Source organism: Rhizobium sp. P38BS-XIX (genome assembly GCF_012641435.1).
Lineage (GTDB): Bacteria > Pseudomonadota > Alphaproteobacteria > Rhizobiales > Rhizobiaceae > Rhizobium.
Window position 1 is genome coordinate 127,234 of record NZ_JABAIJ010000002.1, and the last position, 21,649, is coordinate 148,882.

Annotated in this window: 20 protein-coding genes and 1 pseudogene; 17 read left to right on the forward strand and 4 right to left on the reverse strand. The window is 57.9% G+C overall.

Annotated features, from left to right (window positions below; genetic code table 11):
* Window positions 1-162 precede the first annotated feature (162 nt).
* Complete coding sequence (locus HGP17_RS09720) at window positions 163-1,257, forward strand: GSU2403 family nucleotidyltransferase fold protein (protein WP_168808375.1); 1,095 nt, start codon at window positions 163-165, stop codon at window positions 1,255-1,257.
* A 113-nt stretch (window positions 1,258-1,370) separates the two neighbouring features.
* Here HGP17_RS09720 and HGP17_RS09725 read toward each other — a convergent pair whose 3' ends face one another.
* Window positions 1,371-3,683: a hypothetical protein gene (locus tag HGP17_RS09725; RefSeq protein ID WP_205925933.1), complete on the reverse strand. Its 2,313-nt coding sequence runs from the start codon at window positions 3,681-3,683 to the stop codon at window positions 1,371-1,373.
* 245 nt (window positions 3,684-3,928) lie between these two features.
* Here HGP17_RS09725 and HGP17_RS09730 point away from each other — a divergent pair, with 245 nt between their 5' ends.
* The 6 genes from HGP17_RS09730 (at window position 3,929) to HGP17_RS09755 (ending at window position 9,812) form a co-directional block, all read left to right on the forward strand.
* Window positions 3,929-4,243: a helix-turn-helix domain-containing protein gene (locus tag HGP17_RS09730; RefSeq protein WP_168808379.1), complete on the forward strand. Its 315-nt coding sequence runs from the start codon at window positions 3,929-3,931 to the stop codon at window positions 4,241-4,243.
* Complete coding sequence (locus tag HGP17_RS09735; protein ID WP_168808382.1) at window positions 4,236-5,489, forward strand: HipA domain-containing protein; 1,254 nt, start codon at window positions 4,236-4,238, stop codon at window positions 5,487-5,489. The genes HGP17_RS09730 and HGP17_RS09735 overlap by 8 nt, the downstream gene beginning before the upstream one ends.
* 43 nt (window positions 5,490-5,532) lie before the next feature.
* Window positions 5,533-6,771 carry a hypothetical protein gene (locus HGP17_RS09740; RefSeq protein ID WP_168808384.1) on the forward strand — a complete coding sequence of 413 codons (1,239 nt, stop codon included), beginning with the start codon at window positions 5,533-5,535 and terminating at the stop codon, window positions 6,769-6,771.
* Window positions 6,772-7,653: 882 nt separating this feature from the next.
* Window positions 7,654-7,908, forward strand: coding sequence for a type II toxin-antitoxin system ParD family antitoxin (locus tag HGP17_RS09745; RefSeq protein ID WP_168808385.1), 255 nt, complete (start codon window positions 7,654-7,656; stop codon window positions 7,906-7,908).
* The gene (locus HGP17_RS09750) at window positions 7,908-8,201 is read left to right on the forward strand and encodes a type II toxin-antitoxin system RelE/ParE family toxin (protein WP_168808387.1); all 294 of its coding nucleotides are present in this window, start codon (window positions 7,908-7,910) and stop codon (window positions 8,199-8,201) included. Before HGP17_RS09745 ends, HGP17_RS09750 begins: the two co-directional genes overlap by 1 nt.
* Before the next feature lie 414 nt (window positions 8,202-8,615).
* Entirely contained in the window at window positions 8,616-9,812 is a 1,197-nt protein-coding gene (locus tag HGP17_RS09755; RefSeq protein ID WP_281412751.1) for a multidrug effflux MFS transporter, read from the forward strand.
* Window positions 9,813-9,931: 119 nt separating this feature from the next.
* On the opposite strand, the pseudogene HGP17_RS09760 reads toward HGP17_RS09755, so the two are convergent.
* Window positions 9,932-10,167 (reverse strand): annotated as a pseudogene (locus HGP17_RS09760) (IS3 family transposase); the annotation flags it as partial.
* 313 nt (window positions 10,168-10,480) lie between these two features.
* On the opposite strand from HGP17_RS09760, the gene HGP17_RS09765 reads away from it, so the two are divergent.
* Genes HGP17_RS09765 through HGP17_RS09790 form a run of 6 tightly spaced genes read left to right on the forward strand, consistent with a single transcriptional unit; the run spans window position 10,481 to window position 16,160 of the window.
* Window positions 10,481-11,542, forward strand: coding sequence for a LacI family DNA-binding transcriptional regulator (locus tag HGP17_RS09765; RefSeq protein ID WP_168808390.1), 1,062 nt, complete (start codon window positions 10,481-10,483; stop codon window positions 11,540-11,542).
* Window positions 11,539-12,489 carry a substrate-binding domain-containing protein gene (locus tag HGP17_RS09770; RefSeq protein WP_168808392.1) on the forward strand — a complete coding sequence of 317 codons (951 nt, stop codon included), beginning with the start codon at window positions 11,539-11,541 and terminating at the stop codon, window positions 12,487-12,489. Before HGP17_RS09765 ends, HGP17_RS09770 begins: the two co-directional genes overlap by 4 nt.
* Window positions 12,486-13,295, forward strand: coding sequence for an ATP-binding cassette domain-containing protein (locus HGP17_RS09775; protein WP_168808394.1), 810 nt, complete (start codon window positions 12,486-12,488; stop codon window positions 13,293-13,295). The genes HGP17_RS09770 and HGP17_RS09775 overlap by 4 nt, the downstream gene beginning before the upstream one ends.
* Window positions 13,292-14,296, forward strand: coding sequence for an ABC transporter permease (locus tag HGP17_RS09780; RefSeq protein ID WP_168808396.1), 1,005 nt, complete (start codon window positions 13,292-13,294; stop codon window positions 14,294-14,296). Before HGP17_RS09775 ends, HGP17_RS09780 begins: the two co-directional genes overlap by 4 nt.
* Window positions 14,296-15,372, forward strand: a complete 1,077-nt coding sequence (locus HGP17_RS09785; protein ID WP_168808398.1) for a phosphotriesterase — start codon at window positions 14,296-14,298, stop codon at window positions 15,370-15,372. The genes HGP17_RS09780 and HGP17_RS09785 overlap by 1 nt, the downstream gene beginning before the upstream one ends.
* A gap of 17 nt (window positions 15,373-15,389) precedes the next feature.
* Window positions 15,390-16,160, forward strand: a complete 771-nt coding sequence (locus tag HGP17_RS09790) for a glutamine amidotransferase (protein ID WP_168808399.1) — start codon at window positions 15,390-15,392, stop codon at window positions 16,158-16,160.
* 3 nt (window positions 16,161-16,163) lie between these two features.
* On the opposite strand, the gene HGP17_RS09795 is transcribed toward HGP17_RS09790, so the two are convergent.
* On the reverse strand, window positions 16,164-17,066 hold the full coding sequence (locus HGP17_RS09795; RefSeq protein ID WP_168808401.1) for a PfkB family carbohydrate kinase: 903 nt from the start codon (window positions 17,064-17,066) through the stop codon (window positions 16,164-16,166).
* A gap of 26 nt (window positions 17,067-17,092) precedes the next feature.
* Between HGP17_RS09795 and HGP17_RS09800 the strand changes: the two genes are divergently transcribed.
* The 4 genes from HGP17_RS09800 (at window position 17,093) to HGP17_RS09815 (ending at window position 20,557) form a co-directional block, all read left to right on the forward strand.
* The gene (locus HGP17_RS09800; RefSeq protein WP_168808403.1) at window positions 17,093-17,935 is read left to right on the forward strand and encodes a BtpA/SgcQ family protein; all 843 of its coding nucleotides are present in this window, start codon (window positions 17,093-17,095) and stop codon (window positions 17,933-17,935) included.
* Window positions 17,936-17,940: 5 nt separating this feature from the next.
* Window positions 17,941-18,585 carry a TenA family protein gene (locus HGP17_RS09805; protein WP_168808405.1) on the forward strand — a complete coding sequence of 215 codons (645 nt, stop codon included), beginning with the start codon at window positions 17,941-17,943 and terminating at the stop codon, window positions 18,583-18,585.
* A gap of 459 nt (window positions 18,586-19,044) precedes the next feature.
* Window positions 19,045-19,788, forward strand: a complete 744-nt coding sequence (locus HGP17_RS09810) for a metallophosphoesterase (RefSeq protein WP_246704009.1) — start codon at window positions 19,045-19,047, stop codon at window positions 19,786-19,788.
* A 232-nt stretch (window positions 19,789-20,020) separates the two neighbouring features.
* Window positions 20,021-20,557 carry an NUDIX hydrolase gene (locus HGP17_RS09815; RefSeq protein WP_205925909.1) on the forward strand — a complete coding sequence of 179 codons (537 nt, stop codon included), beginning with the start codon at window positions 20,021-20,023 and terminating at the stop codon, window positions 20,555-20,557.
* A 5-nt stretch (window positions 20,558-20,562) separates the two neighbouring features.
* Here HGP17_RS09815 and HGP17_RS09820 read toward each other — a convergent pair whose 3' ends face one another.
* The gene (locus tag HGP17_RS09820; RefSeq protein ID WP_168809092.1) at window positions 20,563-21,624 is read right to left on the reverse strand and encodes an ABC transporter ATP-binding protein; all 1,062 of its coding nucleotides are present in this window, start codon (window positions 21,622-21,624) and stop codon (window positions 20,563-20,565) included.
* Window positions 21,625-21,649 lie beyond the last annotated feature (25 nt).

Consider the following 21,649-nt stretch of genomic DNA (forward strand, 5'->3'; position numbering starts at 1 on the left):
TCATAACTAAATAAGCGTTAACGAAGATATCGCTGGATCGTTGATGTCTGGCCCGAACCGCTTTGACGGAGAACCCGTCTAATCCTCGAGCATCCAATCTTGCTACCTATCCTCCTGCGTTATACTGTTTTTGAGAAACAGTATAACGCAGGAGCCGAGCTTATGAAGTCAATCGACCTGATGTATCAGACCATACTCGCCGAGCTAGGCCAGCGTTCGCTCGACGCCGCTTGGACGGCCGATTTCCCCCCGGAGGGTCGGTTCACCCTGGCGACCATCAAGGGGCGCAAATACTGGTACTTCGACATCCCAGATGGACATGGTGGCACACAACGTCGATACGTCGGCCCAGCTGATGATGCGGATATCGCACGGCGCGTCGCTGATCACCGGCGGGACAAGGACGACCTACGTGCTCGCAGGCGCATGGTCAACACCCTAACCCGTGAAGGCGGGATGATCGCTCCTGATGCTATGTCGGGCGACATCGTCGAGGCTCTTGCCGACGGTGGTCTCTTCCGGCTCCGGGGTGTTCTCATCGGTACGGTAGCCTTTCAATGCTATTCGGGACTGCTGGGCGTCCGCCTTCCCATGGCTGCAATCCTGACCGGCGATGCGGACATCGCCCAGGACTATGCAATTAGTCGGGAGGTCGAAGACAGCCTGCCTCCGATCGTTGAGCTGCTGCAAAGCGTCGACGTCAGCTTCCGGCCAGTCCCCCATCGATCGGGATCAGCGGCCTCGTCTGCGTTTCAAAATGCCGACGGCTACAGGGTTGAATTCCTGACATCGAACCGTGGTTCGGACGATCACGTCGATCAGCCGGCGCGAATGCCCGCCCTCGGCGGCGCCAGCGCGGATCCACTCCGCTTTCTCGATTTTCTTATCAGGGAACCCATCAGGACAATGCTGCTCCATCGAAGCGGTGTCTCCGTCGTCGTACCTGATCCCTCCCGGTATGCGATCCACAAGCTTATAGTCGCCAGCCGTCGACACGCTGACGGCCAGGAGCCGTCGAAGCGAGAAAAGGATGTTCGTCAAGCTGCGCTACTCTTTGAAGCCCTGCAGCAGACAAGGCGATCTTCCGACTTGGCGCTCGTCTACAACGAAGCGTGGGAGCGCGGGCCTGCGTGGCAAGAAGGAATTCGAACCGGGGTGGGGATGTTGCCGGCACATGATGCCGAGCGGTTCAAAACGGTCCTGATCGAGGGGGCAAGGAAAAACCGCGAAGACATTGAGCTTCCGTTCGCAGAATAGGCCGCCCTTAGCATCGAAGCGGCGACGTTTAATAGGGGGCCGAGAGTTCGAGTCCCATCAAGGCGAAGCCGGCCCGTCAGGCGCGATTTTTCCGCATCTGACGGGATCGATCGTTAAGCCGCTTCCCAGACCTGATTTAGTATTTTCGCAGCAAGCGCCGCTTTGTCCTGCGGCAAGAAGCGACCATAATGCTGCTGCACGACATCTGGCGTATCCTGGATGGCGTAGCTTGCCTGCTCGTAGGATCCGGTTTGCTTCAGAATATGAGTTGCAAGGATATCCCGCAGATTATGCGGTCCATGCGGTAGCAGGCCCTTGATCGCACCGCGACCGGTATAAGGGTTATAGATCCCATATCGCTGGATCACGGTTCGCCAAGCCTCGTAGAATTTTGTTGAATCGTAGGCCGCGTCGAGGCTCGTCGTCTTCACTGTCTTAACGAAGAATGTGCCAGGATCCTTTGCCCTCCCGAGCAGCACGCCGCGATGCTTGTCGATATAGGCCTCAAGGTATTTATAGAGATCAAGCAGATCCGGGAGGACCAGTCGGAACGGCTTCTGACCGAAGAATGATGAACTAGCATTCTTGAACGCGACCGACGGGATCAGCACCTCCCAACCGCCATCGCGATCGCTCCAGCGCAGCTCGCCACATTTCATATCTTCGAGGCGGCGCTCGGATGTCGGGAAATACCCGCGTGGGCAGACACGCAACTGACGCAGGTTTTTCTGGCGGAGACCGAGATGCAGGCCGAGGCGCAACAGCAGAAAGGATCGCACGGCTTCCGCCGCCGGCCGCGGATATCGATCTTCGTCCGGCATGCGTTTGAGGATCTCGTCGGTGATCTTGCGGTACTCCGCTAGTGGGCTGTCGGCTTCGAGAATGCACATGATCGGCTCGAACGGATCGCGATGGACCCGCATGACCCGTTGGATTTCTTTCGATCGATTGGCTGCATGCCGGTGGAACGCGTCGCATGCACCGTTCCAGTCGCGGGTTGCGAACTCGATCTCCTCCGGCGCGATCAGCCCTTCGATAGGCCGAACATTTTTTAGAAGCTCCGGGTGCTGGCGGATCCAGCCCACCTCCGCCCGGGTGAGCGCCTGCGCAACCATCAGCATGTCTTCTTCCCACTTGGTGTAGAAACCCCGCCGCTGCTCGCGCCATTGCAGATACCAATCCCAGATGCCGGGGAAGACCAGTAGGCCGAAGCTCAACTGGCTGAGCGGCACGCCCCGACCTTTGACGATACCGGATGGGGAGGCGGCCAGCGCGCCGAACATCAGGCCGAGATGCTCGATCTTCTGAGAGGCGGTCTCTTCGCCCCACACCCCGTTGCGCTGCAAGCCGATCGCTGTCAGCGTTGAGGTCTTGAACCTGATCAGGTCTGCCATTTCCATCGCAAGACGCGGCGGGGCATAGACGACACCGGACAAAAGATCCGGATCGTCAAGTTCCTCGACCATATGCTGATTGGCATTGGTAGCAGATGCCAAAGTACGCGGCGAAAGTGAACTGCCGCCATAGGTGACTCCGGGAAAGCGGATCGCATAACGCTGTTTGCTTGCCGCCGCCTGGTAGCGGCGATACTCGGTCGAACCGGAGATGATCACCCGACGCACCCAGTCGAGGATTTCTTCCCGCTTGGTGAAGGGCAGGCTGCTGAAATCATCCGGCAGATGCAGGGAAATCCGCCGACGCTCGGCCGGGCTGATGTCGCCCAGATCATGGCCGTACAACGAACGGGTCTGGTGCGGTAGCTTCGCCTTGAAATATCCTTCCGACAGTCGGTAGCGCATCTCGATCCGCCGCAGGATGTCGAAGCTTGCAACCGACCGTGGCACACGCTCGCCCTGGATCCAGGACAGGAGTGTCTTGCTGTCGAAGGTCTCGGTCAAACGAACCACAGCACGATAGAGTTGCCAATAACTGTCGCCAAACCGGCGCATATGGTACGTGAGCGCGTCCTGGAAGCTCTCCGGATCGTCGGTCGCCTCGAATAACGGATCAGGGAATGGGCTGATTTGCTTCGGCGCAGGACCGCGTTGCGGTTTTCTGGTTGAGGAAGCTGCCGCCGTTTTTTTGACCGGTTCAATCTTGCTTGGATGGGCAGAAAGCTTTGCAGGTGGAACGTCGTCTGCAATGGGCGCCGCCTTCAGCCACCGGACGATCGCATCCAGCGCGGGCCGCAACTGCTTCCTGAGTTCGGCTGTCATTTCGCCTTCGATCCCGCACGCTTCTCCGATCGCGGTCCAGTCGAGACGGCCGTTCAGGATCTGCGGCTGCTTGCGGTAAATGATCAGGCTGATCAGGTAGGGGCGGACATTCTCCAGCACCCGCTTTGAGGTTATGGGTGCGATACGCACCTCGCAGAATTCTGAAATTTTTCGCTGAAAATGACGTGATGTAAGATCGTGTTTGGGCATTCTCATTCCGTTTCTCTCCGGCACCAATGCCGAGGGCGAGCGGGAATAGGGACGTGCCTTTAACAAAGCATGTATGGTGGGTACGACTCGCTGGCAGTAGCGCAGCCATTCGGAAAACAGTGTAAATGATATATAAACGGATCATCTAGGAAGTAATGATCCGTATTTTTATCTTTTACGTTGACCTAGTGCCTAATGTTTGAGATAGCTAGCCCTACTCCACGGAGAACGGTGGGATAGGTTCGATGGCACGGTCTGAGTCACAATCCTTGCTGGAAATCGGGCAGTTGCTCAAGGCTACGCGTAAAGGCCGGCAGTTGACCCAGGAGCAGGTTGCGGACATGGCGGGAATATCGCGTCCCCGCTATCGCGAGATAGAGGCTGGAACCAGCGCTGCGCGCACGACGACGCTGATCAATATCGGCCGCGCTCTCGGGCTTGAATTGATGCTCATACCACAAGCCATGGTTTCGGCCGTCGATGCGTTGCTGCGTCCGCATGACGATCTCGACGATCTCCCGGCATTCCTTGCTCATCCGGACGGAGATGAGGATGCCTGAGGCCTCATCTGATCCGAGATCCATCTCGTCGCTAGACGTGCTGCTGAACGATGTGAAGGTCGGCACGATCGTCAGGACGCCCGGCGACTTCAACGCCTTCAGTTTCGAAGACAGCTATCGCGAGACGGGCGGCTTTCCGGTGCTTAGCCTGTCTTTTCGCGCAGCCACTGGCGGACTGCGTAAGGACCCGAAACCCGTTGCCCGCGCGTTGCCGGCGTTCTTTGCCAATCTGCTTCCCGAAGACAGGCTGCGCGAGGCGATGGAAAAACACCACGCGGGGAGTATTCGCGCCGGAAACGATTTCGACTTGCTCGTCGCGCTCGGCTCGGATCTTCCTGGTGCCGTCCGCGTCATGCCGAGCGACAGGGCGATTGCCCCTCTCGATAATCTGCCAGCCCCTAAGCCGAAAGCACGGTTTTCGCTCGCCGGCGTCCAGATGAAGCTTTCGGTCATCAAGAACACGGGCAAGGGTGGCGGGCTGACGCTGCCGCTCGGCGAAGACCAGGGATCCTACGTCGCCAAGTTTCCATCGACCTCATTTCCTGGCGTGTCGGAAAATGAATATGCCAACCTCGCATTGGCTGAAGCGATCGGCATGGAGGTTCCGGAACGTGAGCTGGTCGAGCAATCGGAGTTCGAGGGTATACCGAAGGAATTCGAGACGCTGTCGGATGGAAAAGCCCTACTTGTCAAACGCTTCGATCGTGGCGCAGAGGGTGAGCGGATCCATATCGAGGATTTCGCGCAGGTGTTCGGCGTCTATCCTTCCCGGAAATACGAGGGAGCCGCCTACCATGATATCGCCGCAGCTTTGAATGTTGCAGTTTCGTCCACTGCTGCGCTTGAGTTCGTCCGCCGGCTGGCTCTGGCTGCGATAACAGGCAATGGCGATATGCACCTGAAGAACTGGTCATTGATCTATCGCGAGGGAGGTGACAAACCGCAACTCGCGCCTGTCTATGACGTGCTCTCGACGGTCCCTTACATCCCCGCGGATGCCATGGCTCTGTCGCTCGCTGGCGAGCGACCCTTCAAGGCGCTGAACGTACAGCGGTGGAAAGCCTTCTCCAATCGTGCACGCCTGCCGGAAGCGGCCGTACTCAAGGCGGTGGCCGACACGGTGGAGCGCGTGAACGAACTTTGGTGGTCGCTGCCGGAACGCACAGTTGTTCCGACGGAGGTTCTCGAGCGTATCGATACGCATGTAAGGCTGATGACACCGATCCTTAGTACCTATGCGGGTTGACGCCACCCGGCCGAGCGGTCGCGGCGAAGCCCTGTCCTAGCTTGTGCGCCAATTCTCCTGGCGCATCTTCACGCGTCGCCAAAGGGTATCCTCAACGATTCTGAGCGACGGCACTTCCTGCACGACATGGTGCTCGGCATCATTCTCCCGCGACCCGGCGTTCTGTAGCGGGATTTTTCCGATAACCAGTACACTCGCCGCACGTGTCGCGGAGATGGCCAGAATAAGAAGTGCCGTCGATCAGGCAATCGCGGAACTCGCGCAAAACCCGGGCATGGCGAGGCAGCTCATGTCGCCCGGAAGTTACAACCATCTCGTTGTTCGCGATGGTCTGGCCGCTGCTTCCTACGGCAAAGCCGTGGAGAGGCGCGCAGCGCAAAACCTGCGCAATGACCCCACCCTGCAGCATACAGGCATGGCGCGTGGACCGAACGGGCAGTTCATCCACTCTCCGGATTTTGTCGATGCAGGCGGTACGTATGACGTCACGACGCAAGCTGGCCTGCCGAGCCAATTGGCACGGCCCTACGGACCCACTACAACGCATCCACCCCGGCCTTCCAACGAATACGGTATTTCCGCGATGATTTCCTATCAGAACGAGACTTTCAGCATGATAAAAGATTCGCGCGCGGACCGCGTCGTTGCTGATATCCAGCTCGACGGATGCGTGATCGACAACTGTACGCTGTCCTACCATCAAGCGAACGGGTCCCGTTCCGTCGTAAGAAACGTGAAGATATCCAACAGTCAGTTCGTGGGATGCCAACTCGGGCCTGCACGCTTGGAGGACGTCGAGATCACGAACTGCAAGGCGAATGATTTGGTGATCGTCTGGGGCACGATTTTTTCGCGCGTCAAGCTGACCGGCAATATCTTTCCTCTCAAGATCAACACCATCGTCGAGTTTTCGGCGGGCGTGCAGACGCAGAGCCTTTATGATCGCTCCCGCGAGGAATTCTACCGATCGGTAGAATGGGCTCTCGACCTGTCGGAAGCGCGGCTCATGAGCTTCGACAGCACAGGTATTCCGGGGAGGCTTTTTCGTCTTGATCCCGAAACGCAGGGCATCGTACAGCGAAGCAATTTGGACAGTGGTTGGGAAGGTCGCATTCCTCCCAGCAATCCCTGGCTTCCCTGGATTTACAACATGTTGTCCACGACCGATGAGGATTTCGTCCTCGCTACGCCGCTCGCAAAGCCGAAAGCGCAGCGGGAGAAATATCTTGCAGGATTGCAGGAATTGAAATCGTTCGGCTTCGTAGGAGACACAGGCTCGTAACCGGCGGCGACCACCGGCAACACCAATTTAGGTGGCCATGCCGTTGTGGCATGAACTGGCTGTTAATCACCGCAGAATCCTACGGCGAGATAAAGGGGATTACCAACGGCTTCCGAGCTTCGATCGAATAGGCGCGGTTTGGTTTCGGCGGGGTGTTGGCTGGCCAGAACGGAAGCTTGCTCGCCATACGGTGCAAGCCTCTTCGACTAGACACTGGTTATCGGGGATCCACTTGGAAAAGCCGACGATCCGACTCTAAACTCTATCGTTATGCTACCGGCAATCCATTAAGTGATCTCGGCCCCGCTGGGCTGTGGGTGCTTCAGATTGCCTCCACGACTAGCTGTTCTGAGGCTGCCAGGTCAGGGGTGTTCGGAGGAATAATATTGGACTCTAAAGGTGCACGCTCGAGTCGTTTGTCGCCTTTTGCGCGACCTAGGGGCGCGCCAAAATGCGTGAGGAAGCCGAGGGACCGCGCGAAGCTTTCGAGTAGTCGCTCGACGACGGGGCCGATGATCTGAGCGCGGGAGATCTTATCAACCCACATCGTTTTTGGCTTGGGAGAATAGCCCGCCGACCCGCGAATACGCGTGCTGAGCCCGTGCCGGAGCAGGCTGAGCTGACCGGCACGAATCGAATGATGCCTGGCTTTCGAGCGACAGCTATACATAATCGGTGCTAAAAACCTGACATTCCGCAACCGGCCTCAAGTCGGCTATTTTGAGCAGAAAAACTGATATCTGCTATTGAGGCATTTCAAATGGATAGCTGTTGTAAGAACGAGGCCTTTGGTTCGTTTCCCATCAAGAGAAAGCATACGATGATCGTAAGTTTGACAAACTTTGCCATCGGAGGATATCCTGGAAAGCGAAGGAGACACAAATGGCGACGATGAATGTATCCCTTCCTGATCCCATGAAGGATTGGGTAGAAGCTCAAACGAAGACGGGTAGGTACTCGAATGCGAGCGATTACGTCAGGGATTTGATACGCAGAGATCAAGCCCGTACGGATAAGGTTGCCGAGATGCAGCGCTTTGTCGATGACGGTATCGAAAGCGGCGTTGGGAACCGTTCGGCGGTCGAGTTGTTTGCAGTTGCCACCGCGCGAGCGGGGACCCGCCGCGGACACGTCTAATGACGTTTAGCCTTTCGGTTCAGGCGGAAGAGGATATTATTTCCATCGCGGCAGAGGGCATCCGCATCTTCGGAGCACTGGTAGCCAAACGATATCACGATGATCTCTTTGCCTTGTTCGAACTCATTGCCGCCAACCCACGAATGGCGCGCGAACGCCACGAAATTTCTCCACCTGTCAGAATCCATCCCTTCAAGGCTCATCTCGTCGTTTATCGGATCAACGACGACGAAAGTATATTCGTGATCCGGATCAGGCACGGACACGAGGATTGGGCAGCGGATTCGCTTTAATGAATGCGGCCTGCGATTTCAAAACTTGCTTGCCTCAAGTTCGTATCCCATCAAGAGCGCTAACCTAGTGGGCAAAGTGCTGCGGGCTGCAGCCTCACTTTTCAGTTGACTGCGCTTCCGCTACTGAGTTGGCCCTTCATCTGCAAACGGCATCGCCTGAACAATTACGCCTTCGCAAACATCACCGCGGCCGTTGGTTATCTGCGCCGCTCGGCAAGTCTTGTGCTCCCAAGCCTTCGAGAAAGACAAATAGACCATATAAATTCTCCGGAAACGGGAATGTTTTCATAGTGCTAAGCTAGCCGTTGTGCTAAACAATCAAGCCTGCGACACCATTTTCCCATGTCGAAAAGTTGAGAGATCTCAGACTGTTCGTCTATCGTGAGTTTCGAAGATTGTGAGAGAGGGCAAGCGATGGGGGATCAATCTCGACTCAGCCGAGCGGTTTTCCCGGCACTTTTAGCGGGAACTTTGAGTGTCGTAACCATGTCAACTTTGCTGCTTACTCCTTCGTTACCAGATATTTCAAAAGCATTTGGAACTTTGCCGGGAAACGCCCAGTCGCTAGTAACGCTCTACTTGCTTGCCTTTGCTATCTCGCAATTGGTCTTCGGCGGTACCTGTGACCAGATCGGGCGGCGGCCAACACTGCTTGGCGGCTTAACTCTGTTTGGGATCGCCTCAGTGGCTTGCGCTTTTGCTCCAACCATGGCGTTCCTGCAGATCGCACGAATTCTCCAAGCATGTGGCGCGTCAGCAATCGTCGTTTCCGTCTACGCCATTTTGCGAGACACAAATGACGCCGAAGGATTCGCGAAGGCAGGCTCGACGCTCGCGATTATCACAGGTTCCATACCCGCCATCGCACCAATGATCGGCGGGTATCTCAGCAAGACCGTCAGTTGGCGAGGTAATTTCGTGATCATGGCGTTGCTTGCGACATCTCTGCTTGTCCTGACCAGACTCTACATCAGGGAAACAATTCACGCCAAGAGCCGGTTCAATTTTGTCACGCTGTTTCGAAATTACGCGACACTCCTTATGGAGCCTCGATTTGCGGTTCAGGCGATAGCTGCGGGCGCTGTTATCGGCGGCCTCTACGCATACAACGCGGGAGTACCTTTTATGCTGACCGATCTGTTCGGCGTTGATGCTACCAGGGTAGGATTTGTTACCGGTCTTTCGGTGCCAGCATTTCTTGCGGGCTCATACTTGGGCCGAATAGCTTTGAAGCGGCTAACACCCGAACGTGTTGCGCAGATTGGAACTTTAACGTGTGTAGCCGGTGGTCTACTATTTTTTGCCCTCGCGAGAGGCAATCTGCTATCTATCTCCAGCATTGTGCTGTCGTTCTCGCTGTTTGCCTTGGGGATGGGTCTTTCGATCCCAAATATTATGGCTTCGGCACTACGCTTCCAGCAATCTTCAGCTGGAGCTGGTACCGCGGTATTGGGGCTAGCCCAGACATTTGGGGGGGCCTTGTTCACATTCTTGCTGTCTTTGACCGCGTCGCCGACTTCTAATTTGCCGACTTTGATTTGTGTTTGCGGATTCGTTGCCGCATCCGCATTTAACGTATCACTGCTGTTCAAAGGGGCAAAACGTCCCTGATGAGCAAGGCGGCGTAAATCGTCACGCATAACCGTTTCAATCAAACCAAAGGGCTATTTAGAGCCCGGATCGCGCAGACCGATGACTGAATAGCCCCGAGTTTCGTAGACATCCTCGGGTTAGATTTTCTGCTGCTTCTCGAACTCTACGGGCGACAGCATTCCGTTTCTGACGTGCTTGCGTTTCGGGTTGGAGAACATCTCGATGTAGTAGAACACATCCTGGCGAACTTCATCGCGTGAACGGTAGACCCTGCGACGTATCCTCTGAAGAAGCTCTCCGCCACCGCATTGTCATGGCAGTTACAACGTCGGCTCATGGAGTGAACCAAGTTGTGGTGCTTGAGGAATAGGCGAAGTGCGGGTGACGAGTATCTTCGGCTTTAGCTTTGAGAGCGGTTTTTGAAGCGTTATCACTACCTATTGTTCGCTCTGCCTTTTTGAGGTTGCATTCGAGGGCCGACGACGGGGGCTTCAAGTCACCTCGATCGTTCTGCTTGCTTCAACCCCGATTTCTCTGGGGTGTGGAGATCCGTAGCTTCCGAGTTAATGGCGCTTTGAGCGCGCGACGATCAAAGCGAGACGCTCTGACCTTACGCCGGCCGCTTGACAGCGAGAAGGATGTAATGTCTTTTGAGTAAAGCGTTTTACTAAAGCGGTTTACAAGATATGGCGAACGAGCGGACTCCCGGCTTGAAGGATGTGGCGAAAGCCGCCGGCGTATCGGTGGCGACGGTTTCGCGCATGCTCAACGGTTCACTCGACTTGCCGGCAGCAACCAAGCAACGGATCGACGAGGCGATCGCATCCCTCAAATATCAGCCGAACCCTCATGCGCGGCGCTTGAGCCGCGGCCGCTCCGATACGATCGGTCTTGTTGTGCCCGATATCGCCAACCCGTTCTTTGCGACGATGGTTGCCGCCATCGAAGAGGAGGCCAACGATCGGGGGCTCGCCGTGACGCTCTATGCGACGCTTAACCGGACCGGTCGCGAAGTTGCCTACCTCAGGCTGATCGAACACAACCACGTCGACGGACTGGTCTTCGTCACCAACCATCCCGACGATGGGGAGCTTGCAGAGCTCATCAATCGAACAGGTAAGGTCATCGTCGTCGACGAAGATGTGCCACTTGCCGCCGTCCCGAAACTCTTCTGCGATAATTTTCAGGGTGGCCAGCTTGCCGGCCGTCATCTGGCCGAATTCGGCCATCGACATGTGCTTTATGTCGGCGGCCCCGATGCCATGATCAGCACGCAGCGACGCTTCAATGGCCTGTGCTCAGGGCTACGGGAGCGCTTCGCCGATGACGTGTCGATCCGACGCTATAGCGGCGAATACACCATTGCCTGCGGGCGGGACATGGCGCGGCGTTTCCTTGAGGAAGGCATGCCGGCAACGGCCATTTTCGCAAGCTCGGACGAAATCGCCATCGGGATGATCGAAGTGCTGCGGGAAAAGGGCATTTCGATCCCCGAGGATCTTTCCCTCATCGGCTTCGACGATGTCAGCCCGCTACATCTCTTTGCGCCGCCCGTAACGGCGATCCGGCAGCCGGTGCGTGCCATCGGTCAGCGCGCCCTGTCCCTTCTTCTTGAAACCAACTGGCAGCAAAGCGAGCAGCTTGCCACAGAGGAGCTCGTGCCAGTCGAAATCGTCGTGCGGAAATCCGTTGCACCGCCGTCGACATATAAAAAGCAACGACAACAAAACCAGAGGATGAGAACATGAAACTGATCAGACGTCGGGCGTTCAACGCCGCCCTTGCCTTTACCGCACTCGCGGGTGTGACCTTCGGTGCACCACTCGCCCATGCAGCCGGCAAGACCTATGCATTGGTACAGATCAACCAGCAGGCCCTTTTCTTCAATCAGATCAACGAGGGCGCTCAGAAGGCCGCAGATGCCTCTGGCGACAAGCTCGTTATCTTCAATGCCAATAATGACGCCAGCGCGCAGAACAGCGCGATCGAAACCTATATCCAGCAGAAGGTCGATGGCCTGATTGTCGTTGCGATCGACGTCAACGGCATCATGCCGGCCGTCAAGCAGGCGTCGGATGCCGGCATTCCGGTCGTTGCCATCGATGCTGTCCTGCCCGAGGGTCCGCAGAAGTCGCAGATCGGCGTCGATAACAGCAAGGCCGGCGCCGATATCGGCGCCTATTACCTCGACTATGTGAAGAAGAATATGGGCGGCAAGGCCAAGGTCGGCATCGTCGGCGCCTTGAACTCCTTTATTCAGAACCTCCGCCAGAAAGGCTTCGAAGACGCCATCAAGGGCGGCGGCATCGAAACCGTCGGCGTCGTCGACGGCCAGAACATCCAGGACAATGCGCTTTCCGCCGCTGAAAATCTCATCACCGGCAATCCGGACATGACGACGATCTATGCCACCGGCGAACCGGCGCTCCTCGGCGCCATCGCCGCAGTCCAGAGCCAGGGCAAGCAGAACAGCATCAAGGTCTTCGGCTGGGATCTGACCGCGCAGGCGATTGCAGGCATCGATCAGGGCTATGTCGTTGCCGTCGTCCAGCAGGATCCGGCAGGCGAGGGGAAGGCAGCCGTTGAAGCCTTGGCGAAGCTGACCGCCGGCCAGAGCGTCGAGAAAAGCATCTCCGTCCCGATTACCATCGTGACGAAGCAGAACGTTGATCCGTACAGGGCCGTCTTCAAATGATGATGGAAAACCGGCCTGTCTACGCCGGAGCCGGGGAGGCGCAAGCCTCCCCGCATTCCTCCGGCTCTTCCGCCGTGACGCCGGCGGTATCGCTGCGCGGCATCCGTAAAACCTTCGGCTCGCATCAGGCGCTCCGCGGGATCGATCTCGATCTCTTTCCCGGTGAATGCCTCGGTCTCGTCGGCGACAATGCCGCTGGTAAGTCAACACTTACAAAAATCATTTCCGGCACCTATCTGCCAGATGAGGGAACCATCGCGCTGAATGGCGAGGAAGTCCGCTTCTCCGGGCCTGCCGACGCACGCGATCGCCACATTGAAATGGTCTTCCAGGATCTGAGCCTCTGCGACCATATCGACGTCGTCGGCAATCTTTTCCTGGGCCGCGAAATCAGCAAGGGGCCGTTCCTCGATCAGCAGAAGATGCTGGCCGAGGCCCGAAAAATGCTGGATGCGCTCGAAATCCGCATTCCGCGCCTCTCGGCCAAGGTCGAGAAGCTTTCGGGTGGTCAGCGGCAGGCGATTGCGATTGCGCGGGCGGCCTCGTTCAATCCCAAGGTGCTGATCATGGACGAGCCGACATCCGCACTTGCCGTGGCCGAGGTCGAAGCGGTCCTGTCGCTCATCAATCGGGTCAAGGCGACCGGCGTGTCGGTCGTTCTAATCACCCATCGCCTGCAGGATCTCTTCAGGGTCTGCGACCGGATCGCCGTCATGTACGAAGGCACCAAGGTTGCGGAGCGCGATATCGGCAAGACCAATCTTGAGGATCTCGTCAAGCTCATTGTCGGGGGGGAAAGACATTGACCGTCTACACCGAACGCAGCAAGGGCTCGCCGCTATCGGATTTTCTGAGCGAGAACGCTCAGGTCCTGTCAATCGCCTTCTTTTTCCTGGCATGCCTCGTCTTCTTCTCGTTGACGACGACGACCTTCATGACGATGGGCAACATCCTCAACATCGTGCGTCAGGCCGCCCCCATTCTCGTCGTGGCGGTCGCCATGACATTGGTGATCGTCACCGGCGGTATAGATCTCTCCGTCGGCTCGATGCTGGCGCTTATCAACGCGGTCGCTGCCATCACATTGGCGACCGGCATCCCCTGGCCCATCGTGTCGATCGGCATGCTCGTCTTCGGCGGCATCATCGGTCTGTTGCAGGGCTGGTTCATCGCCTATCAGAACATTCCTGCCTTCATCGTCACGCTCGCCGGTCTTTCGATATTGCGTGGCGTGGCGCTCTATCTGACCCAGGGTTACTCTATTCCGATCAATGACGATCCTGGTTTCTTCTATATGGGACGCGGCGAACTGGCCGGCTTTCCCGTTCCGGCTCTGATTGCGATCGTGATCGCGATTGCCGGCTATGTCGTCATGGCCATCACCAAATACGGGCGGCAGATCGTGGCGGTGGGATCGAACATGGAGGCGGCTCGCCGTGTCGGCATGCCAGCCAAATGGATTGTCGCGTCCGTCTATCTGGTCTCGGGCGTTGCATCGGCATTGGCGGGTCTTCTGATCGCCGCGCGTCTCGGCTCCGGTTCATCGAACGCGGCCGTCGGTTTCGAACTTCAGGTAATTGCCGCCGTCGTCCTCGGCGGCACGTCGTTGATGGGCGGTCGCGGCACAATGATCGGTACGGTGCTCGGCACCATGACCATCGCGGTCATCGGCAACGGCCTGATCCTGATGCATATCTCGCCCTTCTTCACCCAGATCGTCACCGGGGCGATTATTCTCGTCGCCATCTGGCTGAATACGCGCATCTTCACCACCAACTTCCGGCTGGCGGGCAGGAGGAAGAGCTGATGGCGACGAATGAGCTTTCACCCGGACATGTTCGGTCCGGGCACGTGATGACGGTTTCTGGGCCAGTGCCGGTTTCCGATATGGGCGTCACCTTGATGCACGAGCATATTTTGAACGACTGCCGCTGCTGGTGGCATGCACCGAAGACGCCGGATCGGCAATATCTCGCCGAGGGCTTCGTCTGCATGGAGATCCTTGGCGAGTTGCGACAAGACCCGTTCGTCAACAAGCACAACATCACGCTGGATGACGAAAAGCTCGCGGTGACGGAGTTGATGGATTTTGCCGGGTTCGGCGGCCAGACGGTCGTCGAACCGACGTGCCAGGGCATCGGCCGCGATCCTCTGGCATTGCGACGCATCTCCAAGGCGACGGGACTGAACATCGTCATGGGCGCAGGCTTCTATCTCGGCTCGTCACATCCCGCGAAGGTGGCCGATATGTCCGTGGCTCAGATCGCCGACGAGATCGTGTCCGAGGCGATCCTCGGCGCCGATGGCACCGACGTGAAAATCGGGCTCATCGGCGAGATCGGCGTTTCCTCCGATTTCACCGATGAGGAAGAAAAATCGCTCCGAGGCGCGGTGCAGGCGCATGTGCGCACCGGGCTGCCTCTCATGGTGCATCTTCCCGGCTGGTATCGGCTCGGTCACAAGGTGCTCGATATCGTGGTCTCGGAAGGCGGCGATCTCAGGCACACGGTGCTCTGCCACATGAACCCCTCGCATGACGATCTGACCTATCAGTCGGAGCTTGCCGCCCGCGGTGCCTTCCTCGAATACGATATGATCGGCATGGACTTCTTCTATGCCGACCAGCAGGTGCAATGCCCGAGCGACGAAGAGGCGGCCCGCGCGCTCGCCAGGCTTGTCGAGATGGGACACAGGGACCGGCTGCTTCTATCCCACGACGTGTTTTTGAAGATGATGCTCAAGCATTATGGCGGCAATGGCTACGCCTATATCCTGCGCCATTTCCTGCCGCGGCTGAAGCGTCACGGGCTGGATGACGCAACGCTCGACATCTTCATGCGCGCCAATCCGAGGTCGGTCTTCGAGGCCGCCACAATCCCATAAGAAGAAAAGGAAACATGATGACAAAGAAGGTTCTTCTCGTCGGCGAGAGCTGGGTCAGTTCCGCGACACACTACAAAGGCTTCGACCAGTTCGGGAGCGTCACGTTCCACCTTGGCGCCGAGCCGCTCGTCAAGGCGCTCGCCGGCAGCGAGTACGAGCTCACCTATATGACCGCCCACGACGCCGTCGAGCAACTGCCCTTCGACATGGCCGGGCTGGATGCCTATGACGCGATCATCCTGTCCGATATCGGCGCCAATTCGCTGCTGCTGCCGCCGGCGGTCTGGCTGCATTCGAAGACCGTGCCGAACCGCCTGAAATTGCTCAAGGCCTGGGTCGAAAAGGGCGGTGGCCTGCTGATGGTTGGCGGTTATTTCTCCTTCCAGGGAATCGATGGCAAGGCGCGCTGGCACCGCACCGCCGTCGAGGATGTGTTGCCGGTGACGTGCCTGCCCTATGACGATCGGGTCGAAATCCCTGAGGGAACGACACCTGTCATCGTCAAGTCCGATCACGCGACCGTCGCCGGCATCCCGCGCGAATGGCCCTTGCTGCTCGGCGTCAACGAAGTCGAGGTGCGTGAGCGCGACGATGTCGAAGTCGTCGCCCGATTGCCCGATGACCAGGGCGGACATCCGCTGCTGGTGACCGGTCATTTCGGCAAGGGCCGGACGGCGGCCTGGACGTCCGATATCGGCCCGCATTGGCTGTCGCCCGCCTTTTGCGAATGGCAGGGTTACGGTCGTCTTTGGAAGAACATTCTCGGTTGGCTCACCGAAGAGAAATAGGCCTTATTCGCCGGCAAGGATGCCGGCGAGATCGGCGCTGTCAGGGAAGGCTGAGCGCGTTCCCCGACGGCTGACGGTGATGGCGGCAGCGGCGGTTGCGTGACGAATGGCCCTGACGTCAAGTGTCGTATTTCTAAGGGCAGCCGAGGCAAGCGCGACGGCCATGAAGGTGTCGCCGGCACCTGTCGTGTCGACTACGTCGGTGGAAAGTGCAGGGACGGTCGCAAGCACATGGCCATTGCCGGCAAGGATCGCACCATTGCCGCCGAGCGTCAGGACGATCTGGGCGACGCCGGCTTCGGCAAGGCGGTGAATGGCGGCCTCGCCGGACGAACCGGTCAGGCTTTCGGCCTCGCCCTTGTTGAGGAAGACGATGTCGATGAGAGGCCAAAGCTCGACGAAGTAGGGCCGTAGCGGCGAGGGGTTGAAGGCGGTCGTCAGGCCGCGGCGCCGGGCTTCGGCAAGGATGCCGCGGGTGACGCTTTCGCTGAGATTGCCCTGCAGCACCACCAGGTCGCCGGCCGTTGCATCCGCAAGCGGCGCAAGCGCTTCGGCGAGCGTCATCGCCTCGGCAGAGGCCGTCGTCGTCACGATGGCGTTCTCGCCGTCTGGCGTCGTGAAGATGATGGAGAAGTCGCTGGAGCGGTCGGGGTGCCCCAAAAGGCGGGCATCCACCGGTTCTCCGGCAAGCTGGTCGCGGATCGTCTGGGCGCGGAAATCCTCGCCGACGGCCGTGACAAGCGTCGTGGAAAGGCCGGTTCGGCCCATCACGACGGCCTGATTGGCGCCCTTGCCGCCGAGGTCGCGGGTTTCCTCTCGACCAAGGATCGAGGCGCCGGCTTCGGGCATGGACAGTACGGATATGGTTTCGTCGACGGCGACGTTACCGATGACATAGGCACGCATGGCAGACCTTCAGAAAGGAACGAGAAATGCAGCAAATATCGGATAGGGCTTCAAGCGCCATACGGGAAATCTTCGGTACTGACAAGGCGCTGATCGGCATGATCCATTGCCCGCCTTTCCCAGGTGCTCCGCGCTATCGTGGCGCAGCGATGGATTCAATTTACGACGCATGTATTCGTGACGCAGAGGCGCTCGTCAAGGGTGGAATTCACGGGCTGATCATCGAAAATCATGGGGATATTCCGTTTTCGAAGCCTGAGGATATCGGCCATGAAACCGCAGCCTTCATGTCAGTCGTGACTGACCGTATCGCTCGCTCCGTCGGCGTGCCCCTCGGCATTAATGTCCTTGCCAACGCACCCATTTCTGCCTTCGCGATTGCCATGGCCGGCAACGCCCGCTTCATCCGTGTCAACCAGTGGGCCAATGCCTATGTCGCCAACGAGGGCTTCATGGAGGGCCGCGCCGCCGAGGCGATGCGCTATCGCTCGCTGTTGCGTGCCGAGCATATCAAGGTCTTTGCCGACAGCCATGTGAAGCACGGTGCACACGCGATCACCGCGGACCGGACGATCGATGAGTTGACGCGGGATCTGGCCTTCTTCGATGCCGACGTCGTCATCGCGACCGGCCAGAGGACGGGCAACAGCGCGACGATGGAAGAGATCGAGGAAATCGGTGCTGCCACCCATCTGCCGCTGCTTGTCGGCTCCGGCGTCACCAAGGACAATATCGTCGAGATCCTCAAGCGCACCAACGGCGTCATCGTCGCTTCTTCGCTGAAGGAAGGCGGCGTCTGGTGGAACCCCGTGGAGCCTGCCCGTGTTGCGGCCTTCGTCGAAGCGGCAAAGCCCGGACTGGAGGCCTAACAGCCATGGCGCAGACCCTCACCGAGCAGATGCTTGACGAGAACCGCGATGTATTCGAGGCGATGGTTCACCATCGCTTCGCCGAGGATATCAAGGCCGACCGGCTTCCGAACGACGCCTTCGAACGTTATCTCGTTTTCGAAGGTGCCTTCGTCGATACGGCGATCGCGATCTTTTCCTATGCCACCGCCAAGGCCGAGACCATCGCGCAGAAACGCTGGCTGATCGGCGTGCTCGATGCGCTTGCCAACCGGCAGATCGCCTATTTCGAAAAGACATTCGCCGAGCGCGGCATCGATCCCACGCGATACGATATAGCGCGCGCAGATGTCGCCGCCTTCCGGGACGGGATGCTGGCAATTGCCCGCGATGGCGGCTTCCTCGATACGATCGCGGCCATGTTCGCGGCCGAATGGATGTACTGGACCTGGTCGAACCAAGCCAATCGGACTGAGATCAGCGACCCGCTGCTCAAGGAGTGGGTCAGGCTTCATGCCGAACCGGAGTTCGAAGCGCAGGCGCGCTGGCTGAAGGCCGAGCTGGATGAGGCAGGAAAGAACATAGATGCCGCCGAGCGCGCGCGGTTGAGCGGAATTTTCGGGCGAGCGCAACGCCTGGAGATTGATTTCCATGAAGCGGCCTACTTTTGACGAGGCCAAACGTCAAAGTTCCATAATAAAGGGTTAAAATGCACTAGCCGCCAAGCGTGAAGTAACGGCCTTTTCAATTTCCTAGCGCTTTTTTAGGCGCGGATCGCGGTTCGAATCCCATCGAGACGTCCATTCGGCCGCGCTCGCCGGTTCATCGGAATGACTGGGGTCGAGAGTGAATATCCCATCAATAGCGAAGCCGACCCCCTCGAACGGCAGTCGCCCAGAACGGACCCAGCGAGACAAAGGGGTAGTCAAATGCACGTAATCGCTTTGCAGACGACGCGGCGGATGAGCCGGTACCATTTACCTCGACCGCTGCGAAAATAATGCATCAGACGCATTTATAGCGTTGCCGTTGCTCGCGGAATGACAGAAAGCATAATCACCAACCTGGCCGATGCTGAGCTTGAGCTCCTATCTTGCCAAATCTATTCTCAGGAGAGAGTGTCCGAGCCCATGCTGCCCGAAATCTATGTTATTGGCGATGTGCACGGACGGGCTGATCTCCTCGCAGCTCTCCTCGATTATATCCATGCGGCTTCTGCCCATCGCCATTCAAAACCAGTAGTCTTATTTTTAGGTGACTTGGTTGACCGCGGCCCGCATAGCCCACAGGTGCTTGATCAAGTAATGTCGACGCTTGATCGTTATCCCGGCTCGCAGCTTATTCTCGGCAATCATGATTTCTATCTGCGTGCTTTGCTTCGCGGGGACCTTTCATCTGAGGATGCTATAAACTGGATGGACTGGGGCGGACTTGCGACCCTCAGTTCGTACTCGGATCGACCCGTCCCGGATTTTAAGAATATTGCCGCAGATATCTTGAAAGCGTTCCCGCATCACCTCGTCCTTTTGGATCGGGCACTGACCTACAAGCAAATCGGCAGCTTCTGCTTTGTTCACGCTGGCATTCGTCCCGATGTGCCGCTGGCAGCGCAGACGGAATATGATCTGCGTTGGATCCGAGCCGAGTTTCTCGATCATTTCGAGGATTTCGATCACATAGTCGTCCATGGGCATACGATCACGGGTTCGCTTAGGCCCGAGGTTTATTCAAACCGCATAGCATTGGATACCGGAGCCTACAGATCGGGCCGCTTATCCGCGGCTGTCATTCGAAATGATCAGCTTTCGCACTTCATATGCACCGGTTTGACCCAGACCGGAGACGTGCGAGTTGAAGAGTGGCGGGCTGAATAGCTTGAACTCCGCTTTCCCATGGCCGAGGGTAAGCCTGAATAGGGCTGTGCCTTAGAAGAAACTAGAATCCATAGCCTAATCGCCTGCGCTGCGATGGCGACTTAGGCAGTCGCAAGGCGTCCGGCTGACTGCGTCGATTGAAATAAGACAGAACCACAAGAATTGCCAGTTTATTGTATTAGGCTAAACTCATGCTACCCCGTGGCGATTTGATGGGAGCTGATAGCAGTCGATGGAACAATCGGTCAGCGCGAAGACGAACATCCCTGACGAGGTGGCGAACCGGCAATACGGCGCACTCTGCTACCGCATCAATCGCCATGAAAATGTCGTCGAATATCTCCTGATCAGCACGCGCGAGACAGGTCGTTGGGCAATCCCGAAAGGCTGGCCGATGGACAACAAGCAGGCGCATCGGGTCGCGGAGATTGAGGCGCTTCAGGAGGCTGGCGTCAAAGGCAAGGTCTGCAAGCGTCCGCTTGGCGAGTTCGCCTATACAAAGCTCATGGCTGACGGCGAGCGCCGACCTTGTGTCGTCCAGACCCATGCACTGAAGGTCCATCATCTCGTGAAAGACTTCAAGGAACGGGGGCAGCGCCGCTACGCTTGGGTCTCTTGTGAAGAGGCAGCCGCACGCGTCGCCGAGCCGGATCTGAAGAAGCTGTTTTTTCAGATCGAGGAGAAGGCAAAATCGAAGCTTCGGCGTCAGGTGCGCCAGCAGATTCAGCTTTTTGCGAACGTCGTGCCTTCCAGCCGCACGATCGACTGAGAATGCTATTGCGGTAGAAGCAGCAGGTCTGCAGCCTTGAAACGTAGCGTCACCCGCTCGCCAACGGTGGGCGGCATATGATGCGGGTTGTTGAACATGTCGAAGGAGATTGTGTTGCCGTCAACGTTCATTCGAGTTCGAATGACCGATCCTAGGAAATGCACCGATGTGATCTCGCCAGTTAAAGCGGTATCGCCCTTGGCGGATTCGGTAAGCGAGCCGGCTTCCGGACGCAGCGCCAGCGTGACCTTGTCGCCGGGCTTGAAGGCGGTGACCGAGTGCTTCAGTGTGATGTCCCGATCGCCGATCATGATGCGGTTGGCATCCGGGTCAACGACCCTGCCTTCGATCAGGTTCAGCGTACCGACGAAGGAGGCGACGAAGCGCGTGGCCGGCGTGTTGTAGATCTCGAAGGGCGTGCCGATCTGATCGGCGCGGCCGGCGTTCATGACGACGATGCGGTCCGAAATCGACAGAGCCTCTTCCTGGTCGTGCGTCACGAAGACCGTAGTGATGCCGAGCTGTTGCTGGATCGCGCGGATTTCCTCGCGCAAGGATACGCGGATTTTGGCGTCGAGAGCAGAGAGCGGCTCGTCTAGCAGGAGGACCTGCGGCTTGACGGCGATGGCGCGTGCGAGTGCGACGCGCTGCTGCTGGCCGCCGGACATCTGATAGGGGAAGCGGCTGGCGAGTTGATCGAGCTTGATAAGGGCAAGCATCTCCTTCACGCGCTTGTCAATTTCAGGCTTTGCCATGCCGGCAACCTTCAGGCCGAATGCGACGTTGTCATGGACTGTCATGTTCGGGAACAGCGCGTAGGCCTGGAACACCATGCCGATGTTACGCTGGTTCGGCTTGAGCGGCCGCTGATCCTTGCCAGCGATCGTCAGCGTGCCAGCGGTTGGCGTTTCGAAGCCAGCGATCATGCGCAGTACGGTCGTCTTGCCGCAACCCGACGGCCCGAGGAAGGAGATAAACTCGCCCTTCTCGATGTGAACGGAGAAATCCTCGACCACGGAGAGGGCGCCAAAGGCTTTTTTGACATGGATCAGTTCGAGGAATGCCATCGGCTTTCGTTCGCCCTCGTTGTTG